This window comes from Algibacter lectus, assembly GCF_004368925.1.
Lineage (GTDB): Bacteria > Bacteroidota > Bacteroidia > Flavobacteriales > Flavobacteriaceae > Algibacter > Algibacter lectus.
In genome coordinates, this window is the sequence record NZ_SORL01000008.1 from 903,154 (window position 1) to 920,947 (window position 17,794).

The 17,794-nt window shown below is 34.1% G+C and carries 17 protein-coding genes; 10 read left to right on the forward strand and 7 right to left on the reverse strand.

The window, feature by feature from the left end; genetic code table 11:
• Positions 1-19: 19 nt before the first annotated feature.
• The 3 genes from DFQ06_RS12255 to DFQ06_RS12265 all read right to left on the reverse strand — a co-directional run bounded on the left by DFQ06_RS12255 (position 20) and on the right by DFQ06_RS12265 (position 2,283).
• The gene (locus tag DFQ06_RS12255) at positions 20-274 is read right to left on the reverse strand and encodes a DUF3098 domain-containing protein (RefSeq protein WP_042497616.1); all 255 of its coding nucleotides are present in this window, start codon (positions 272-274) and stop codon (positions 20-22) included.
• A gap of 73 nt (positions 275-347) precedes the next feature.
• Complete coding sequence (locus tag DFQ06_RS12260; protein WP_042497615.1) at positions 348-1,226, reverse strand: cell division protein FtsX; 879 nt, start codon at positions 1,224-1,226, stop codon at positions 348-350.
• A gap of 142 nt (positions 1,227-1,368) precedes the next feature.
• Positions 1,369-2,283 carry a DMT family transporter gene (locus DFQ06_RS12265; RefSeq protein WP_052415345.1) on the reverse strand — a complete coding sequence of 305 codons (915 nt, stop codon included), beginning with the start codon at positions 2,281-2,283 and terminating at the stop codon, positions 1,369-1,371.
• Between the two features lie 174 nt (positions 2,284-2,457).
• Here DFQ06_RS12265 and DFQ06_RS12270 point away from each other — a divergent pair, with 174 nt between their 5' ends.
• The 3 genes from DFQ06_RS12270 (at position 2,458) to ald (ending at position 7,261) form a co-directional block, all read left to right on the forward strand.
• A complete protein-coding gene (locus DFQ06_RS12270; RefSeq protein ID WP_133967931.1) occupies positions 2,458-5,514 on the forward strand; it encodes a leucine--tRNA ligase in 3,057 nt (1,018 codons plus the stop codon).
• Positions 5,515-5,600: 86 nt separating this feature from the next.
• Complete coding sequence (locus DFQ06_RS12275) at positions 5,601-5,873, forward strand: SemiSWEET family sugar transporter (protein WP_206672761.1); 273 nt, start codon at positions 5,601-5,603, stop codon at positions 5,871-5,873.
• 287 nt (positions 5,874-6,160) lie between these two features.
• Positions 6,161-7,261: an alanine dehydrogenase gene (gene ald / locus DFQ06_RS12280; protein ID WP_042497609.1), complete on the forward strand. Its 1,101-nt coding sequence runs from the start codon at positions 6,161-6,163 to the stop codon at positions 7,259-7,261.
• Between the two features lie 215 nt (positions 7,262-7,476).
• Here ald and DFQ06_RS12285 read toward each other — a convergent pair whose 3' ends face one another.
• Entirely contained in the window at positions 7,477-8,238 is a 762-nt protein-coding gene (locus DFQ06_RS12285; RefSeq protein ID WP_133967933.1) for a hypothetical protein, read from the reverse strand.
• A 54-nt stretch (positions 8,239-8,292) separates the two neighbouring features.
• Positions 8,293-9,708, reverse strand: a complete 1,416-nt coding sequence (locus tag DFQ06_RS12290; protein WP_133967935.1) for an SDR family oxidoreductase — start codon at positions 9,706-9,708, stop codon at positions 8,293-8,295.
• A gap of 179 nt (positions 9,709-9,887) precedes the next feature.
• Between DFQ06_RS12290 and DFQ06_RS12295 the strand changes: the two genes are divergently transcribed.
• The 6 genes from DFQ06_RS12295 (at position 9,888) to DFQ06_RS12320 (ending at position 15,335) form a co-directional block, all read left to right on the forward strand.
• Positions 9,888-10,586: a zinc metallopeptidase gene (locus tag DFQ06_RS12295; protein WP_042497601.1), complete on the forward strand. Its 699-nt coding sequence runs from the start codon at positions 9,888-9,890 to the stop codon at positions 10,584-10,586.
• Between the two features lie 39 nt (positions 10,587-10,625).
• A complete protein-coding gene (locus DFQ06_RS12300) occupies positions 10,626-11,330 on the forward strand; it encodes a Bax inhibitor-1/YccA family protein (protein ID WP_133967937.1) in 705 nt (234 codons plus the stop codon).
• A 135-nt stretch (positions 11,331-11,465) separates the two neighbouring features.
• Positions 11,466-13,235: a MutS-related protein gene (locus DFQ06_RS12305; protein WP_133967939.1), complete on the forward strand. Its 1,770-nt coding sequence runs from the start codon at positions 11,466-11,468 to the stop codon at positions 13,233-13,235.
• Between the two features lie 248 nt (positions 13,236-13,483).
• Positions 13,484-14,008 (forward strand): hypothetical protein, encoded by a 525-nt coding sequence (locus tag DFQ06_RS12310; protein WP_133967942.1) that lies wholly within the window; start codon positions 13,484-13,486, stop codon positions 14,006-14,008.
• Positions 14,009-14,016: 8 nt separating this feature from the next.
• The gene (locus DFQ06_RS12315) at positions 14,017-14,541 is read left to right on the forward strand and encodes a hypothetical protein (RefSeq protein WP_133967944.1); all 525 of its coding nucleotides are present in this window, start codon (positions 14,017-14,019) and stop codon (positions 14,539-14,541) included.
• 14 nt (positions 14,542-14,555) lie between these two features.
• Positions 14,556-15,335 (forward strand): amidohydrolase, encoded by a 780-nt coding sequence (locus tag DFQ06_RS12320; protein ID WP_133967946.1) that lies wholly within the window; start codon positions 14,556-14,558, stop codon positions 15,333-15,335.
• A gap of 129 nt (positions 15,336-15,464) precedes the next feature.
• On the opposite strand, the gene DFQ06_RS12325 is transcribed toward DFQ06_RS12320, so the two are convergent.
• Both DFQ06_RS12325 and DFQ06_RS12330 read right to left on the reverse strand, forming a co-directional pair.
• Positions 15,465-16,445 carry a LuxE/PaaK family acyltransferase gene (locus DFQ06_RS12325; protein ID WP_133967948.1) on the reverse strand — a complete coding sequence of 327 codons (981 nt, stop codon included), beginning with the start codon at positions 16,443-16,445 and terminating at the stop codon, positions 15,465-15,467.
• A 136-nt stretch (positions 16,446-16,581) separates the two neighbouring features.
• Complete coding sequence (locus tag DFQ06_RS12330; protein ID WP_074937279.1) at positions 16,582-16,914, reverse strand: T9SS type A sorting domain-containing protein; 333 nt, start codon at positions 16,912-16,914, stop codon at positions 16,582-16,584.
• A 196-nt stretch (positions 16,915-17,110) separates the two neighbouring features.
• Between DFQ06_RS12330 and DFQ06_RS12335 the strand changes: the two genes are divergently transcribed.
• Positions 17,111-17,791, forward strand: coding sequence for a response regulator transcription factor (locus DFQ06_RS12335; RefSeq protein ID WP_042504700.1), 681 nt, complete (start codon positions 17,111-17,113; stop codon positions 17,789-17,791).
• The last annotated feature ends 3 nt before the right edge of the window (positions 17,792-17,794 follow it).

Genomic DNA, 17,794 nt, shown 5'->3' on the forward strand with positions numbered 1-17,794 from the left:
TAAGTTAATCTAACTCGTCTTACTTTTTATTCGGATTTAATAAAATGGCATAAACCTGAAAGCCAAACCCAATAAGAATAAGCATTGGTGCCAAACGGATACGTCTCCAGCTAAAAATTTCTGGATTAAAAACTGCAGGATCGTCACTGCCACCACCAGACATTAAAATAAAACCAAGAGCAATAATTGCTAAACCAATAAACATGAATTTATAGTTTTTCTTGCCAAATACAAAGGTGGCTTTTGTTGCTTCTTTTTGTTTTTTATTTTCCATAGTGTTTGTAAGTCATGCAAATTAACAGAATTAATTCAGAATTTCTGTTAATGTTGTTTTAAATTTCTTTCGCCTAATAGTACAGCTCGTCTGTTTTTAAATTCAAGAAACGTTGTGTTGCAAAATGTGTGCTTATCCAAGTTATTAAAATACCTAGCGCGAAAATAACGCCAAATAAAATAGCAATTAAAATCGGGTTACTTAGTAATTCTAGTTCGGCAAACGTTTTGTTTAAATAATACAATACAACAGCCATGCCTATTAAAGCTAATATAGCACCAATAATACCTAAACGTACGCTTTTCCAAACAAACGGACGACGAATAAAACGTTTTGTAGCGCCTACCATTTGCATGGTTTTTATTGTAAATCGTTTAGAATATACGGCTAAGCGAATAGAACTATTTATCAATAATACCGCAATTAAAGTAAAAATACCACTGATAACTAAAACCCAAAAACTGATTTTTTTAACATTATCGTTCATTAGGTTTACAAGGTCGTTATCATAAGTTACTTCTTCTACAAAGTTTTTATGTAACGCTTCCGCGGAAATTTTTTCAAGGTGTTCCGAGGTTACAAAGTCTGCTTTTAAGTGTACATCAATCGAATTTTGTAACGGGTTATAGCCCACGAAATCCATAAAATCTTCACCGTTTTCTGCTTTCATAAATTCGGCAGCTTGTTCTTTAGAAACGTATTCGGTAGATTTTACATAATCGGCCATAGCCAAACTTTTTTCAAGTTGTTTGGTTTCAACCTCTTTAGCCGAATCTTTCAAGTAAATAGTAAGTACTACTTGTTCTTTAAAATGATCGGAAACTTTTTTAGCATTTAAAACCAACATACCCAACAGGCCTAGTAAAAATAAAACTAAGGCAATACTTAAAACCACCGAAAAGTACGATGATATTAGTCTGCGTTTTTGATGTTTTTCAAAAGATGAACTCATAAAAAGGGTGTCGATTAATGCTGTAAAAATAATAAAGAATAAGCAATCTTCATTTATATAAACAGAAACATATTGAAATTGTTATTTTTCAACCTAACATTATTTTAAATATTACTAATAGCAACTTGGTTAACTTTTACAGTTATGCTAGCTTTTTAGGTGGTTTACTAATAATGTAAACACCAATAACAACCATAACGCAGCTTAGTATTTTTACTATATTAATATCTTGTGCGTACTCTTCTTTCATTAATATAAAAGCATAAATACTTACCATAGCAAAACTTATTACGGGTTGTAGATAAATATAGCTACTTGTTACCGATGGCATCACGTGGTTTAGTGCATACAAATTAAGCAAATAGGTAGTAAACGTGGTAAATAATACCACAAAGCCAATAACTAAATACGTGTTGGTAGTAAAGCCTGCAAAATTGGTATCCATTATAGGTTGAATAGAAAACGGTGTAACCAAGAGTAAGCCAAACAAAAACATCCAACAAATAACGGTGAGGGCATTATATTTTCGCATTAAAGTTTTTGCAAGCACTAAGTAAAGACCATAGGAAGCAGCATTACAAAACACCAAAAAATTACCGAGTAGTGAGCTTGTGCCTTCAGATTTATTACCATAGGCAATAAGAAAAATGGCGGCAATACCAGCAATTACGGTGCCTATAAATTTATTCTTCGTCATGCGTTCTTTCAGAATAAAAAAACTGAAAATAAAAACCAAAACAGGTGTAGCCGTCATAATAATAGATGCATCTACCGGCGAGGTTATATTAATACCATGGAAGAAAAACAGCATATTTGCCGCGGCACCAAGTAAACCGCAAAGTGCCAAACGCAATAAATCTTTACGTTCTACTTTTTCTTTTACAAACATAAATTTAAGCGCCCAAAACAGCACAACGCAGCAAGCCAAACGGATAAATACAAAAGCCGTTGGGCTAATTTTATGAGGCATAATGCCTTTGGCAATAATATAATTGAGGCCGTAAATAACATTTGCGCCAAAAAGTGCAAAATGGGCCTTGTAGATGTTCGCGTTCAAGGAGTCTGGTTTTAAGCGTGCAAAAGTAAAAGTATCTCGTTAAAACAGCATGTTTTTTAACGGTTTTAACTTATGAAAATAAAAGATTTTTAAGTTGATTTATAAAACGTAAATTTGCGCCGAATATGGCCGTTTTAAAAACGACCTTATAGTAATACGAAAACAAGATATAGGATGATATACGATTTCAATAAAATCGAAGAAAAGTGGCAGAAATATTGGGCAACAAACCAAACTTTTAAAGCCGAAAACCAAAGCGAAAAACCAAAATATTATGTGTTAGATATGTTTCCTTACCCAAGTGGAGCAGGTTTACATGTTGGGCATCCGTTAGGTTATATCGCATCCGATATTTATGCGCGTTACAAACGTCATCAAGGTTTTAATGTGTTGCATCCGCAAGGGTACGATAGTTTTGGTTTGCCTGCAGAGCAGTACGCGATCCAAACCGGGCAGCACCCGGCAATTACCACGGCCGAGAATATAAAAACCTACCGTCGTCAATTGGATCAAATCGGGTTTTCTTTCGATTGGTCTCGTGAGGTTCGTACTTCAGATCCGCAATATTACAAGTGGACCCAATGGATTTTTATTCAATTATTCAACTCTTGGTACAATAACGATACTAATAAAGCTGAAGATATTTCTACTTTAGAAAATATTTTTGCAACAGAAGGTAATGCGAATGTAAATGCCGTTTGCGATGATAACATTGCGCCTTTTACAGCAGAAGCTTGGCAAGGATTTTCTTCGGAAGACAAACAAAAAGTATTACTTCAATATAGATTAACTTATTTAGCCGAAACGGAAGTAAACTGGTGCCCAGCATTAGGAACCGTTTTAGCAAATGATGAAATAGTAAACGGAGTGTCCGAACGTGGTGGTCACCCTGTGTTACGTAAAAAAATGACACAATGGAGTATGCGAATTTCTGCTTATGCAGAACGTTTACTTCAAGGTTTAAATACTATTGATTGGACCGATTCTTTAAAGGAAAGTCAACGTAACTGGATTGGGAAATCGGTTGGAGCCTCTGTTACCTTTAATGTGAAGGATAGCGATGCCGTTATCGATGTGTTTACAACAAGACCAGATACTATTTTTGGTGTAAGCTTCATGACGCTAGCTCCAGAGCACGAACTAGTAGCGCAATTAACAACACCAGAGCAAAAAGCTGAGGTAGATGCTTATATTTTAGCAACTGCCAAACGTAGCGAACGCGATAGAATGGCCGATGTAAAAACCATTTCGGGTGCATTTACTGGGGCGTATGCCGAGCATCCGTTTACAAAAGAGCCAATTCCGGTTTGGATTGGCGATTACGTTTTAGCGGGTTATGGAACAGGAGCCGTAATGTCTGTGCCTTGTGGAGATGAAAGAGATTACGCTTTCGCGAATCATTTCAATATTCCAATTATTAATATTTTTGATGGTGCCGATATTTCGGAAGCAGCCTTTACAGATAAAGAAAAAACCGTGATAGGAAACAGTGATTTCCTTAACGGCATGAACTATAAAAAAGCGACCAAACGTGCTATTTTCGAATTAGAAAAAATAGGGCAAGGTGAAGGTAAAACCAATTACCGTTTGCGGGATGCTGTATTTAGTCGTCAGCGTTATTGGGGCGAGCCATTTCCGGTGTATTATGTAAAAGGGATGCCTCAAATGATTGATGCTGCACATTTACCTATTAAGTTACCCGAAGTAGAAAAATATTTACCAACCGAAACCGGCGAGCCACCATTGGGTAATGCTACCGTTTGGGCTTGGGATACTAATAAAAATGAAGTTGTTTCTAACGATTTAATCGATAATGAAACCATCCATCCGTTAGAATTAAACACTATGCCAGGTTGGGCAGGTAGTTCTTGGTATTTTAACCGCTACATGGATTCTACAAACACCGAAGAATTCGCGAGTAAAGAAGCGATGGATTACTGGAAAGATGTCGATTTATACATTGGCGGAAGCGAGCATGCTACAGGACATTTACTGTATTCTCGTTTTTGGCAAAAATTCTTGTTCGATAAAGGAGTTGTACCTGTTGATGAGTTTGCTAAAAAACTGATTAACCAAGGGATGATTTTGGGAACTAGTGCTTTTGTGTATGGGCTTGTTAATTATGGAACAAGTGGTGTCGGAAAAGATGATAGTGGTGCTAAATTATCTAAGGTTTTTGTTTCAGAAAAATATGTTTCTGCTTTTAATCAACTTTTTATTGATAATAAAAGAGGTAATGATAACTTAGCTTTGTTTTTTACAAGAAATGGTGTCGAGCTTGATAATTTAAATGTTCAAAACGAGATTTTAGAAAAGTTAAGAGAAAAATTATTCGAAGTTGTTTCAGAGAATATTTCAGAAATATCGGTTGGAATTGATTCTTTTGGAAGAAGGAATGTCGATGTTTCATTAGTTAATTCATCTCAAGAAATAGATATAGATGGTCTTAGAAATTGGAGGTCTGAATTTAAAGAAGCTATTTTTATTGGAGATAAGGGTGAAATAATTGAAGGAGATAATGACGTTTACAAAGTAGGCAGAGAAGTCGAAAAAATGTCCAAATCGAAATACAACGTTGTCAACCCTGATAACATTGTTTCAGATTACGGTGCAGATAGTCTTCGTTTATACGAAATGTTCCTTGGGCCATTAGAGCAATACAAACCATGGAATACAGCCGGAATTACAGGCGTGCACAACTTCCTTAAAAAACTATGGAAATTGTATGTCGATGATAACGGACTTAAAGTTTCAGAAGCAGAAGCAACAAAAGACAATTTAAAAACACTTCATAAAACCATTAAAAAGGTTCAAGAAGATATCGAGAATTTCTCTTTCAATACATCGGTTTCAACGTTTATGATTGCTGTAAACGAGTTAACCACTCAAAAATGTACTTCTAAAGATGTTTTAGAACCGTTATTGGTTTTATTATCGCCTTACGCGCCACATATTGCAGAAGAATTATGGAACCAATTAGGGAATAGCGAATCTATTTCTACAGCGGCTTTTCCAGAATTCGATGCGAGTCACTTGGTAGAAAGTAGTAAAAATTACCCAATTTCCTTTAACGGGAAAATGCGTTTTACTTTAGAGCTACCAATGGATATGAGCAAAGACGAGATAGAAAAAACCGTTTTAGCTCACGAAAAAACACAAGAGCAACTTGCAGGCCGTACCCCTAAAAAGGTTATTGTTGTGCCAGGTAAAATTGTAAATATTGTTGGCTAAGGCCAAATAGCATATAGAAATAAGCCATCTTATTTTATAAGGTGGCTTTTTTAGTTTAACCCCAATTTATATTATCAAATAAAATTATGTTCGAAATTCACCCCATGGAAATAGTAGGTTTGGTTGCAGCCACTTTAACTACTGCATCATTTGTTCCGCAGGTCTATAAAGCTTATAAAACTAAAGATGTAGAAGGTGTATCATTAACCATGTTTTTAGCCATGTTTGTTGGTGTATTGCTTTGGTTGGTTTACGGGTTTTACTTAAAAAGCTTATCGATGGTAATTGCCAATATCATTACCTCGGTACTTTGTTTAATGATTTTAATTCTTAAAATTAAGCACAAAAAAAAATCATAAAAAAAACGAGCCCAAAACAGCCGTAAATTCTATTTTTTAAAAGCTCGAAAAATTCCTATATTTTCATAAAAACAAGTGGTTTTTTATCAATACTAATTAAAAACCCGTGTTTTTCGAGCTGTTTTAACCAAAAAAGCGTTTTCCTATTAAATTGATGTGAATTATAGATTGTTTGGTGATATTGGGTTTTAGGTGAAAATAAATTAACAAAATCGCAATATTGATTATAATGTTCAAAATTTTGTATTAATTTTGTTTCGATTTAAATCTATAAAAAAGCTTAATACATGAAAATTGGAGTTCCTATTGAGATAAAAAATAGCGAAAATAGAGTAGGTATGATACCTTCTGGAGTTTTCGAATTAACCAAAAGAAACCATGAGGTTTACGTACAAACAAACGCAGGTTTTAATAGTGGTTTTCTTGATGAAGAATATATAGAGGCAGGAGCAACTATTTTAGACAGCATAGAGGCTGTTTACGAAATTGCAGACATGATAGTGAAGGTAAAAGAACCTATCGAGCCAGAATACGATTTAATTAGGGAAGACCAAGTGGTATTTACATATTTCCACTTTGCATCTAGTGAGCCATTAACTAGAGCTATGATTAAAAGTAAATCTGTTTGTATCGCTTACGAAACTGTAGAAGATAACGACGGATCTTTACCGCTTTTAATTCCAATGTCTGAGGTTGCAGGTCGTATGTCTGTACAACAAGGTGCAAAATTCTTAGAGAAGCCAATTAAAGGTCGTGGTATTTTATTAGGTGGTATTCCAGGAGTTCCTCCAGCAAAAGTACTTATTCTAGGTGCTGGTATTGTAGGTTACCAAGCTGCAAAAATGGCATCAGGTTTAGGCGCACAAGTTACTATTATGGATATTAACATGAAGGCTTTACGTTATGTAAGTGATTCTATGCCAAACAATGTAATTAGTGAATTTTCTAGTGAATATAACATACGTAAACATATTGTAGATGCCGATTTAATTATTGGTGGTGTATTATTAAAAGGAGCAAAAGCGCCAAAATTAATAACACGCGATATGTTAAAAGAAATGCGTCCAGGTACCGTAATGGTCGATGTTGCTGTAGATCAAGGCGGATGTTTTGAAACTACACACCCAACAACGCACCAAGATCCAACATATATTATAGACGAGGTTGTACATTACACCGTAGCCAATATGCCAGGTGCTGTACCATATACATCTACAATGGGTTTAACCAACGTAACCTTACCATACGTTATTAAATTAGCAAACGAAGGTTGGGAGCAAGCTTGTCAAAACAGCGCGCCACTAGCAAGAGGTTTAAATATTATAAAAGGAAAAATTGTGTACAAAGAAATAGCCGAAGCTTTCGATATGTCTTTAGAAACAGCATAGTTTCTTAAAACACACAAACTATATATTAAATCTGGTTTTAGGCATTACGTCTAGAACTAGATTTTTTTTTGTTTAAATATATCTTTGGGCGTTACCCGAAAAGGGTCGGGCTATCACTACTCGCTCCCTTCCAAAAGGTCGGGGAGCTCAAACGGGCCGTTCTATCCCTAACGCGGGCTTTGGGCTAAGGTTATTTTCAGTAGAAAACAAGTGGTTTAGGCTGCGCTATCAGATTTCTGTTTTATAATTTCTAGTATTTGGTTTCTATCATTTTCAGAAAGGACCTCTAGGAAAACTCTGTGACTTTCAGTTTCTCTAGATGTACTATTGATGATATCCAAATAGTACCCTTTGTTAGTAAATGTGTCTTTCTGGTACACTCTAGAAATATCTCTATAATTAAACTCCAACATTCCTAACTGGTTCGAAGCTATTCTAATCAGAATCATTATTCTAAACATTCCAAAATTAACGGTAGGGTATTTAGGTAAAATAATTTTGGTTGGGTGTACTTCGGCTATTTTTCCAAAGTTCATTTTCTTAAGTATAAGCTTTATTAAAATAGATGCAATTATTGTCCATAATATTAATTTAACACCACTACCAAATTGCGATTTAAATAAAAACAGAACAAGAAGTACTGCCAGTAAAATCGAAAAAATTGTAGTAATATCTCCTTTAACGTAATATGCTTTTCCGTTTTTTAAAATATGAGGTATTTCAAAAGAATTCATGAATTCAATATTCTCCTTTGTGAAAATTTTGTCTTCCTTTTTCTTTTTGGTGTTGGGTTCAGTATTAGATTTTACGTTTGTTCTTTCTTGTGCATCTGCTAACGAAATATTTCTTTTAAATAATTCAGCCTCTAATATTGGTATTACTTCTTTTCTTAAAGATTGGATGTCTTTAGTAGCTATTTCAATTAACTTTTCATCATCAAAATTTTCGTAATTTCTTCTTATATCCTCTAAGTTCATGTTATAAAATAAATAAAAATGATTTCTTTTATTATGTAGGGTTTTGGGTGACTATTATTCAGCTAAAGCCTTCAGCATACCTTTAAAAATAAAACCATGGAAAGGTAATACCGAATACCAATACAGCCTGCCGGCTAAACCAAGCGGTCTAAAAGTTGCGGTTTGAGTTAGTTTATTTTCAACCACTTTAAACTCCAACCAAGCTTCACCCGGAAGTTTCATTTCAGCAAATAAAAGTAAACGTCCTTCTTCTTTATCGGCATACAATACACGCCAAAAATCAATAGAATCACCAACATTAATGGTTGCCGGATTGGTGCGTCCGCGCCTCAATCCAACACCGCCAAAAAGCTTGTCCATGTAGCCTCTAATTTTCCAAAGCCATGTGCCATAATACCAGCCGGTGTTTCCGCCAATAGCCCAAATTTTGTTTATAGAAGCTTCGCGGTTTTCAATACCTTTCGTTCTACTATCTTTAAAACAACCAAAAGACGGGACTTGTATAAATTCGGATATATTAAAGTTTAATCCGCTACTGGAGTAAGCATCTTTCCAACTCGATAGAATTTCGTTATTTTCAATTTTACTAAAAGCGCGTTTTAAGGCTTCATTATAACTCAAAGGTGTTATGCCTAAAATGGTATTTATTCTATTATCACGGCAAACTACTTCAACCTTCATGCTATGTACTAGAGACGATGCTAATTTGTACGATGTTGAGGTTACAAAATAAAGCCAGTACGATGATAGTTTGGGTGTCATTACCGGAACCGTATAAATTCTACGCTTTAAGTTTCTGGCTTTACCAAAATTTAAAAGCATCTCTTTATAGGTTAAAACGTCAGGACCTCCAATATCAAAATTCTCATTATAAGTTTCGGGGTTAAACATCGATTTAGAAAGAAAAGCCATAACATCGGAAATGCCGATGGGTTGGCATTTGGTGTTTAACCATTTTGGAGTAATCATGATCGGGAGCTTTTCAACTAAATCCCTAATAATTTCAAAAGAAGCACTTCCGGAGCCAATAATAATTCCGGCGCGTAAAGCTGTAAAGTTGTAATCGCCTTTTGCCAGTTCTATTTCTACATTTTTTCTTGAGCTTAAATGTTTAGAGAGTTCGGTTTCGTTAACAATACCACTTAAATAAACCACATGATTTACGTTTGTGTTTTTTAAAGCATTCCTAAAGTTTTTTGCAGATGTTTCTTCTAAAGATTTATAATCACCATCCGAAGACATGGAGTGTACCAAATAATAAGCACCATCAATATCTTTTGGAATATGTTCTAAAGAAGCTTGATCTAAAAGGTCTAATTGAAGCACCGTAATGCTTTTTGCTAAAGATTCTGGCGGATTAAACCGTTTGGGGTCTCTCACGCAGCAAATCACTTCGTGTCCGGCTTCAACTAAAACCGGAATTAAACGTTTACCAATATAACCTGTGGAACCTGTTAGTAGTATTTTCATTATTTAGAATCAGAATGTCGCGATATTAAATCGTTTCATTAATTAATATGTGGGGTTACACGAAGTTAACCATTTTTTTATAAAGCGCTATGCATCTAAAAATTAACTGACAAACTAGCACAATATGCAATTGGCTTTATTTTTGATATATTTACATTAGAAATTAAAAACGAAACAAAATGATTGGATATTATATATTATTGGGTGCCATAGCGCTTTTAAGTTGGATAGCGAGTAGTACCTTAAAGAAAAAGTTTGCCAAATACTCTAAAATACAACTGAGAAATGGCATGAGTGGCGCCGAAATTGCTACAAAAATGTTAGCAGATAACGGTATTACCGATGTTGAGGTTATTTCTACACCTGGGCAATTAACCGACCACTATAATCCAACAAATAAAACAGTAAACTTAAGTGAGTCTGTTTATAATCAAAGAAACGCAGCAGCTGCGGCTGTGGCAGCACACGAGTGTGGTCACGCCGTGCAACATGCGCAAGCGTATCAATGGTTAGGGGTGCGATCTAAATTAGTGCCTGTTGTTAGTGTAACGTCAAATATGTCACAATGGGTTGTTATTGGTGGTTTAATGTTAGGTGCCGCAGCAGGTTTAGGACTTGGATATTGGATTGCCGTTGCTGGATTAGTCATGATGGGTTTTGCAACTTTATTCAGTTTTGTAACTTTACCGGTAGAATACGATGCTAGTAACCGTGCTTTGGCGTGGTTGAAAAATAAAAACATGTTGTCTCAAGAAGAATATGCAGGATCGGAAGATGCCTTAAAATGGGCTGCACGTACATATTTAGTTGCTGCAATTGGTTCTTTAGCGTCTTTAGTATATTGGGCTTTTCAAGTATTTGGTGGCTCTAGAGATTAATACCTATTAATAATTTAAAAATCAATTAAATCCCAAATTATGAATCAAACATTTAATGGTAAGCTTATGGTAAGTCAACTATCTGAAGTAGATAGAGTGGCTTTTTATAAAAAAACGTATTCGCATGTTGCGGGTGGTGTTTTGGCATTTATTCTTTTTGAATACTTATTATTACAAAGTGATACAGTTGTAGAGTTCGCTTTATCCATGACGCAAGGTTGGCGTTGGCTTATTATGCTTGGTGGTTTTATGTTTATTACAAACTATGCTGAAGGTATGGCGCTTAAAACGCCAGACAAAAACAAACAATATTTAGCTTATGGACTTTACATTTTAGCCGAAGCTTTTATTTTTGTACCACTTATATACATTGCAGCTTATGCCATGGAAACAGGGCCAGATATTTTAAAACAAGCTAGTATTGTTACATTGGCTTTATTTAGCGGATTATCGGCTATTGTTTTTGTTACTAAAAAAGATTTTTCATTTTTAAAAGCAGGATTAACCGTTGGGTTTTTTATTGCTATTGGGTTAATTATCGCTGGTAGTATTTTTGGTTTCAATTTAGGACTTTGGTTTTCGGTTGGTATGTGTCTTTTAGCTGCTGGTTCAATTTTGTATCAAACATCAAATTTGGTAAATAAATATGGTGTTGAAGATTATATTCCTGCTGCTTTAGGCTTGTTTGCTTCGCTCATGCTACTGTTTTGGTATGTGTTACGTATTTTTATGTCTAGAGATTAAGCATAATAAATAAATTTCTTTTGAAGTTTAACATTCTAAGCGATGTTAAATTCAATGTAAAACTTAGTTAAAAACAAAGCTCTGAAAAACAGATTTCAGAGCTTTTTCGTTTCTTTACCAATTCAAATAAACAAAATGAGTGCACCTATAGATTATTACCAAGAACATCAAGCAACATACACTGCAGAAGCACAAAAGTTGCATAAGCAAATGATAACCTTAAGCATGCTAAGGTTGTTGGTTTTTGTTGCTACAGGTTTTGGTATATACTTCACTTTTCAAAACTGGCAAATTGCTTTAGGTATTGGGGTTTTGGGTGTTGTGGGTTTTCTGTTTTTATTATCAAAGTATAACGATATTAAACGCGAACGTCAGTTTAAAAAAGCGCTGGTTGTTATAAATGAAGAAGAGATTAAAATTGCTTCGGGTAATTTTCATGATCGAGATCAGGGACTTAAATTTCAAGACCCAAATCATTTTTATAGTTTAGATATCGATTTATTTGGTCGAGGTTCATTTTTTCAATTTATAAACAGAACAACGATTACTGAAGGACAAGAACGATTGGCTGACTTATTAAAAGCGAACAATACTGAAAATATTGTTTCACGACAAAAAGCCATAGAAGAATTAAGTAGTAGGCCCGAATGGAGGCAGCATTATGATGCTAATTCGAGTTTGATTGAAACAGAAACGTCTGCAAAGCAAATTGTAACATGGTTAAAAAATTATAAAACGTTTTTGCCAAAAATGATGCAATGGTTACCAATAGGGTTTACTGTTATTTCGGTAACATTATTTGTATTAACTATTTTGAATTTAATTAATTCTGAAATTGTTGGCTATTGGTTGCTTATTGGCTTAGGCTTTTCTGGTGTTTATGTCAAGCGTATCAATCAACTTTCAACAGGAGCCGATCAGGTTAAAGATACATTTCGTCAGTATGCTTTATTGTTGGATTTAATTGAAAATGAAAATTTCACTTCAGAATTGCTTCAGAAGAAACAAGAAAAAATTCAATCGGAACATAAAAAGGCGTCACTTATTTTTAAAGAGTTATCCAAAGGTTTGGATGCATTAGATAATCGCAATAATATTATCTCGGCTATATTTGGTAACGGCTTGTTCTTGTCGGATATTAAAAACAGCTACCGTATTGAAAAATGGATTAATCAATATGCTGATAAAGTTGAAGATTGGTTTGAGGTGGTTTCCTTTTTCGATGCTTATAACTCCTTAGGTGGTTTTAATTTTAATCATCCTGATTTTGTGTTTCCTAAAATAGTAAACAACGGGTCGGTTATAAAAGCTACAAATTTAGGGCACCCTTTGTTAAACAAGTCTAAACGTGTAGATAGTAACGTCTCTATGGGTAACGAGGAATTCTTTATTGTTACTGGGGCAAATATGGCAGGAAAAAGCACCTTTTTACGTACTATGTCTCTGCATATTGTTATGGCCAATGTTGGTTTGCCTATTTGTGCTGAAACGAGTGAATATTCGCCTGTAAAATTGATTACAAGTATGCGCACCACAGATTCGTTAACCGATGATAGCTCGTACTTCTTTTCTGAGTTAACACGATTAAAATACATTGTAGATGCTATTCAAAAAGAACCTTATTTTATTATTTTAGATGAAATTTTAAAGGGGACAAATAGCACCGATAAGGCTATTGGTTCTCGTAAGTTTGTTGAAAAATTAGTGGCTTCTAAGGCTACCGGAATTATTGCAACGCACGATTTAAGTTTGTGCGAAATTGAAAACGAACTACCGCAAGTAAAAAACTATTACTTCGATGCTGAAATTATTAATGATGAACTTCATTTTGATTACACTCTTAAAACGGGAGTTTGTAAAAACATGAATGCATCTTTTCTATTGAAGAAAATGGAAATTGTATAATTAAGAGCTTCTTTTAAGGTGTTCCGAAGAAAAAATAATCGCCACTCTTTGATTATTGTGTCATTTTTCAGCTCTAATTTTAACATACGCGTTTTTCAATTAAATGGCTAATGCGTTGTTTAACTTCATTTTACGTTAATTTGAAGAGGTTGCGAACTTAGGCCTTTGTTAAAAGGGTGTTAAGCTAGTGACTAACCCTTAATTTTGTGTCTAAATAGATAGAGAATCTTAAAAAAAAGGTATAGAATATGAAGATGATAAAAATATTACCCATAGCATTAATTGGTTTATGCATGTCTTGCGGAAGTGGAGAGCGTGTTATAATGGAAGAAGGTGCTGTGTATAAAGTGAAAAACGATAACTTTTATAGTAAAGGTAAAGATATTACAGAGCTGTTATCCGAAAACGAGAAGAAAGACATAAAGGCCGTTTTAAGTAAGCGCCTTGAAGCTGAGCGTCTTGCTGAAGATAAAAAAGAAAAGTTAGAAAAGGAGCAGAAAAAAGTAGAGCAAACTATAGAGAAAGCTAAGGAAAAGCAAGAAGCCTTAGAGGAAAGTCAAAAACAATTAGAAGAGAAACAAGAAGCAATAGAAGATGCTCGAGACGATTTTTTAAAGGCTAAAGAAAAACTAGAGAGTAAAAAAGAGAAGTATAATAAACTAAAAGAAAAAGGTAAGCTATCGCCTAGTGATGAAGAGAAGTGGCAAGGCCGTTTTGAAGATTTAGAAGCTAAAATAAAAGAGTATAACACTATTTATAAAAACTTAAAATAAAATTAATTATGAAAAATATATTTGCAACCCTAGTCTTATTTGTATTCTGTTTTGCAGTTAATGCACAAGAGGTAGTATTTAAAGAAGCGACATACCAAGTTAAAGGTAGTAAAATTATTAAAGATGGAGCCGATGTTACAAAAACATTATCTATTGAAGATCAACAACAAATAAAGGATGCTTTTAGTGTTAAAAAAGCAGAATTAGACAAAGCTAAAGCAGCTGAAAAGGCAGAGCTTGAAAAGGTAAAAGCCAAAGAAAAGGCTGTTAAGAAAGAAGAGAAAGCGAAAAAGAATCAGGAGAAAGCATTAAAAAAAGCTGAAAAAGAACAAAAGAAGGCCGAAAAAGCATTGAAGGCTAAAGAGAAGGCAAAGTCTAATTTTGAAAAAGCAGGAAAAAAACATAAAGATGCTATTTCGAAATACGAAAAGTTAAAAAATAAAGGTAAATTGTCTCCGGTAGACGAAAAGAAGTCGCTAGAGAATATTGAGAAGCTAAAAGAAAAGTTAGATAAAGCAAAAAGTAAACTATAAAATAAAATCACGGTATGGAAAAAGAGCTTAAGGTAGCGTTAATTCAGGCGAATTTAGTTTGGGAAAATCCTCAAAAAAACCGTGAGCAGTTTACAGAAAAAATAGAACAAATTTCAGGCAGTATAAATCTCATTATACTGCCTGAAATGTTTACAAGTGGTTTTACCATGAACGCTGAAAAGGTAGCGGAAACTATGGATGGGGAAACTATTACATGGCTAAAAGATATGGCTGCTAAAAAAGATGCGGCTATTGTTGGTAGTTTGGTAATAACAGAAGCGGGTAAGTATTACAATCGTTTAGTATTTGTAGAACCTTCGGGTAAAATTACTATTTATAATAAACGCCATGCTTTTACCTTAGTTGGCGAGGAGAAAACATATACGGCAGGCAATGAAAAGTTGATTATAGATTATCTAGGTTGGAAAATCTGTCCGTTAATTTGTTACGATTTACGTTTTCCCGTATGGGCAAGAAATACTGAAAATTACGAAGTATTGATTTATGTAGCCAACTGGCCAAAATCACGAGTTACGGCTTGGGATACGCTTTTAAAAGCACGAGCTATCGAGAATATGAGTTATTGTATTGGTGTGAATAGAGTAGGTGTAGATGGTGTGAATAGTGAATATTCTGGTCACTCTGCTGTCTACGATGTTTTAGGAAATCAGTTATCTAATTTCGAACCGCACGAAGAAGGTACTCAAATAATTACTTTAGAGAAGCGCCATGTGGAAGCGTATAGAAATAAATTGAAGTTTTTAAACGATCGAGATGCTTTTTCAATTCATTAATAAAAAACAAAAAGCCCGACTTTTACATCGGGCCTAATAAATTAACCAAAATTTATTACTAATCATTCTTTTTCTTAGCAATGGTTTGGTCGTATATAGTTTCAATTACTTACAAAGTGTTTTTTGTTATCATAACACCATTAAGTTGCAACCTCGAATATCAGAGTTGTCAAAACGACCAATAACTTCAAAAGATCCATCTGGATTTACACGGCCTAAATCTTGGGTTGCAATAAAGGAGCAAGAGTTGATGTTTGTTAAATCAATAACGTTAATTCCGCCCGCTTTTTCGCTGGTGTTTATAGTTAAAGCATCTTCGGTGTCTCGAGTTAAGACTTTCATCCAACTTGGACATTTAAATACACCATGACCTTGCGAGTAGGCTTGGCTTAATAATTCCGTCATACCATATTCACTATGGATTTCTTTTGTGCCAAAACCAGCTTTTAATTGTTTGTGTAGTTCTTCGCGAATCAATTCTTTTCGGCGGCCTTTCATGCCTCCTGTTTCCATGATTATGGTGTTTTTTAAGTTGAATTGATGCATTTCAACTAAATCTAGCAACGCGAAAGAAACACCTATAAGTAATATTTTTTTACCTTCAGCATCTAGCTTTATTATGGTGTCTTTTAATTCGGAGATGTTATCGAGATAAAAACCACTTTCAGCATGTTTTGATTTCGAAATCATAGCATCGACCATGTATATTAATGACGAGCCTTCACGTTCTAAGTAAGACGGCAGTAATCCAAGAATAACATAATCTTCAATATTGCCATAAAAGTGTTCAAAACCTTTATTAAAACTCTGCTTGTAGATCTTTAAATCGGTAACATGGTGTTTGCTCGTCGCACTTCCGGTAGTTCCAGAACTAGTAAAGGTTGTTTCAATAGCATCTTTAGTACTTAAAACATCTCGAGTTTTAAAAAACTGAATAGGTAAAAAAGGAATATCGTTACTTGTTTTTACATCTGTTGGATGGATGTATAATAGGTCGCAAAATGAACGATACACCCTATTGTTTTCAAACTGAAATTTAAAAACTTCTAATGCTAAGCTTTCGAATTCAGCGGGTGTTTTTATTTTGAAAATGGCGTTTTTATCGATCATAAATAGATTTCAATAGTCATTAAAGGCATAAAACGGTTCAGTAGTTTTAGTAGCCTAAATATTATAGTACAAAAGTAGATAAAATAAAAAAGCACTACCAATTGGTAGCGCTATTATATTTATATGTTCAAAAAAATTATTTTACAATCAGTTTTCTAGTTTCACTCACTTGATTTTCGGTAATGTGTAAAATATAAACCCCTTTACTTAGTTTTGAAATATTAAGTGTTTTACCAATAAGTCTGGCAGAAAGTACTTGTTTTCCCAGCACATTAAAAATCTTTACCGTTTTTGTTAAGTTGCTTTTTGATGCTATAGAAACTTCATTATCGTATGCACTTACCGGGTTTGGGTAAATGGTTAAACCTTCGATTTTAGGTGTTGTATTGCTAGAGGTTTGCGCACCCATAGACTGGATGGCAAAAAAAGAAATAATGGTAAAAAAGATTAAAAAGTATTGTTTCTTCATATTTACTCGTTTGTTATTTCAAAGTTAGATGAATACTACAATTTTAATGCCAAAAAATAGTTAACTTTATTATAATTTGTTATAAAGTTTATCAATTTGTTTCGCGATTGTTACCTTAGTGTTATTAATTTTTTAATTTTAATAAAATTATGTTATTAGCTTTATCTTTACTTCAAGAAACAGATTTTCTTTACAAATGAAAAAAAAAGACATTAAAATATTGTTGGTTGATGATGAGCCGGACATTTTAGAAATTGTAGGTTATAATTTATCAAGTGAAGGTTATCAGGTGCTTACAGCCGAAAACGGCGCCGAAGGTGTTAAAATCGCAAAAAAAGAATTACCACAGTTAATAATTCTAGATGTTATGATGCCAGAAATGGATGGTATTGAAGCTTGTGAATTAATTAGAAAGCATCCCGATTTAGCAAATACTATCGTGACTTTTTTAACAGCTCGTGGTGAAGACTATTCTCAAGTAGCAGGATTTGATGCTGGTGCGGACGATTATATTACAAAGCCTATAAAACCAAAAGTTTTAGTGAGTAAAGTAAAAGCGCTTCTTCGTCGTTTTAAGGAAGAAGATGTTGCCGATACCTTGAAAATTGGATCTTTAGTTATTAATAGAGACGAGTATAAAATTACTTCTAAAGGGAAAGAAATTATTTTACCAAGAAAGGAGTTCGAATTACTTTCTTTATTAGCTTCTAAACCTGGAAAAGTTTTTAAACGCGACGAAATATTAGATACCGTTTGGGGCAACGAAGTAGTTGTTGGTGGACGTACTATTGATGTGCACATTAGAAAATTACGTGAAAAACTAGGTGATAAAAGCTTTAAAACTGTAAAAGGTGTAGGTTATAAGTTTGTAGATTAATTT